Source organism: Pseudomonas edaphica (assembly GCF_005863185.1).
In the GTDB taxonomy this organism is placed as follows: Bacteria; Pseudomonadota; Gammaproteobacteria; order Pseudomonadales; family Pseudomonadaceae; genus Aquipseudomonas; species Aquipseudomonas edaphica.
The window spans coordinates 1-2,168 of the sequence record NZ_VBVZ01000832.1; the positions used below are offsets into that span (position 1 = coordinate 1).

Here is a 2,168-nt window from a genome sequence, read left to right on the forward strand (position 1 = left end):
GTATTGCGCTGTGGTGGATCTATTTCGACAGCGGCGCCGAGCGCGCCCATCACCGGATTGCCAGCTCCGCCGACCCCGGCCGCCAGGCGCGTATCGCCTACACCTATCTGCATGTGCTGATCGTCGCCGGGATCATCGTCAGCGCGGTGGCCGACGAACTGGTGCTGGTGCATCCAGGGCATGCCAGCCAGGCGGGCGTGCTGGCGATGATTGCCGGGCCGTTTTTGTTTTTGCTCGGCAGTGCGTTGTTCAAGTGGGTGATGAGTGACCGGCCGTTGCCACCGCTCTCGCACCTGGGCGGGCTGCTGATGTTGCTGGTGCTGTTGCCGCTGGGGTTGCAGCATATGTTTTCGGCGCTGGCGCTGGGCGCGTTGACCACGGCGGTGTTGGTGATCGTGGCGTTCTGGGAAAATCGTTCGCTGCGGGGGCTGACCGAAGTTTCACATTGAAATCGGTCTGCCTTCGTTCAACTGCATGCTATATGTAGGTTTCTTTTCAAGCCCACTCGGAGCTTTTCATGCCGCACCTGCACCTGGAATACACCGCCAACCTGACCGGCCTTGCCGTCGAGAAAACCCTGCTGCGCCTGAACAACGTGCTGATGGCGTCCGGGCAGTTCGGTTCCGAGTTCGATATCAAGAGCCGCGCAATCAAGGTCGAGAGCTTCCAGGTGGGCACTTCCCTCAGCCCGCGCGGTTTTATTGCGGTAAAGCTCTCGCTGCTCAGCGGGCGCTCACCGCAGGTCAAGCAGCAGTTGTCGGAAAGCTTGTTGGCGGCCCTGCAGGACGCGGCTGAGTGGCCGGCCGATCTGCAGGTTCAACTCAGTGTGCAGTTGATGGACATGGATCGTGATTCCTACAGCAAAGTCGCTATCGGCTAAGGGTTACAACAAGCATTGATCGGCGCACACCTTGACGATCTGCTCGCGAAACCAGGTATTGGCGCTGTCCTGGCCACTGGTTTCATTCCACTGCATATCCAGGGTAAACCCCGGTAACCCGTTCGGCGCTTCGCAATGGCCGAACACGGTGGCCGGGGCCAGCAGCTTTTGCACGCGACGGGGCAGGGTGACGATAAAGTCGGTGCCACTGATCATCTTCAAGGCGGCACTGTAGCTGTTGGCACGGGCAATCACCTGGCGCTTGTGAGCCTGGCGTGCCAGCCAGCCGTCGATCATGTTGGTGTCGGAGGTCCAGGGCGCGGGGAACACGTGGCGCCGTTCGACAAACGATTGCAGGCTGAAGGCCGGCTCGCGCGGCGTGGCGCGTTTATCAAACACACACACTAAATCGTCTTCCAGCAGCATCTGGGTCTTGAAGTCTTTGTGGGCACGGTGAAGGTGCGGGCCGAAGCAAATCACCAGGTCGAGACGGCCTTCGCGCAGGTCCTCGGCGGGCAGTTCGGTTTCCAGCTTTTGCACATTGATGATCACCGGCAAGTCGGCTTGGTCGAAGTTCTTCAACAGGCGTGGCAGGATCAGTTGCTCGAAGTATTCCGGGGCACAGACATTGAAGGTCACCGCCTGCTGCGTCGGGTCGAAGGCCTGGCTGCCGGCATGGCACAGGTTGATGCTTTCAAGGATCTTCTGCACGTGTTCGTACATGGTTGTGGCCTTGTACGTCGGGCGCATGCCGGCCCGCGTGTTGATAAACAGCTCATCCTCAAAACTGGTGCGCAGCTTCTTCAGGCTGTAGCTCACGGTTGACTGACTGACGAACAGCGTCTCGGACACATCGGTAACGCTGCTCTGGTCATAGACGGCGATAAACACCATCAAGTCCTGCATATCAAGCTTTCTGAGCAAGTTACTGTTTAGCATCGGTTTCGTCCGTAAACCCTTTGTACCGAACTCAGTACAAGACTGGCAAAAGCTTAACGGAACGGTCGTACCAATAGAAAGCGCTGTAGGGCGTTTCTATGTTTGGTGTGGGACATAAAATGTTGGCAACACGACGTCAGTGAATATGTCGGCTGTAATGCTTTGGGTTCAAGCGTGTGACGATCAGCACAGTGACCACCAGGCCACAGCAGGTCGAGGGGGTTGCGGGCTGAAGATGACTGATCGTTCCCACGCTCCGCGTGGGAACGCAGCCCAGGACGCTCCGCGTCCCAAGAGCGGACGCGGAGCGTCCATTGAGGCATTCCCACGCGGAGCGTGGGAACGATCA

3 protein-coding genes are annotated in these 2,168 nt (G+C 58.7%); 2 read left to right on the forward strand and 1 reads right to left on the reverse strand.

Features of this window, described 5'->3' with window-relative positions:
- Together FEM54_RS31035 and FEM54_RS31040 are read left to right on the forward strand one after the other, a co-directional pair.
- A partial coding sequence (locus tag FEM54_RS31035; RefSeq protein WP_138454120.1) for a low temperature requirement protein A occupies positions 1-449 on the forward strand: 449 nt, incomplete at its 5' end.
- A gap of 68 nt (positions 450-517) precedes the next feature.
- Positions 518-880 carry a 5-carboxymethyl-2-hydroxymuconate Delta-isomerase gene (locus FEM54_RS31040; protein ID WP_099548650.1) on the forward strand — a complete coding sequence of 121 codons (363 nt, stop codon included), beginning with the start codon at positions 518-520 and terminating at the stop codon, positions 878-880.
- A gap of 3 nt (positions 881-883) precedes the next feature.
- On the opposite strand, the gene FEM54_RS31045 is transcribed toward FEM54_RS31040, so the two are convergent.
- Complete coding sequence (locus tag FEM54_RS31045) at positions 884-1,819, reverse strand: LysR family transcriptional regulator (RefSeq protein WP_017137366.1); 936 nt, start codon at positions 1,817-1,819, stop codon at positions 884-886.
- Positions 1,820-2,168: the final 349 nt, after the last annotated feature.

Bases quoted from the DNA above. Each gene is read 5' to 3' on its own strand.
- FEM54_RS31040 (WP_099548650.1), top strand. From the start codon at position 518: ATGCCGCACCTGCACCTGGAATACACCGCCAACCTGACCGGCCTTGCC.
- FEM54_RS31045 (WP_017137366.1), bottom strand. From the start codon at position 1,819: ATGCTAAACAGTAACTTGCTCAGAAAGCTTGATATGCAGGACTTGATG.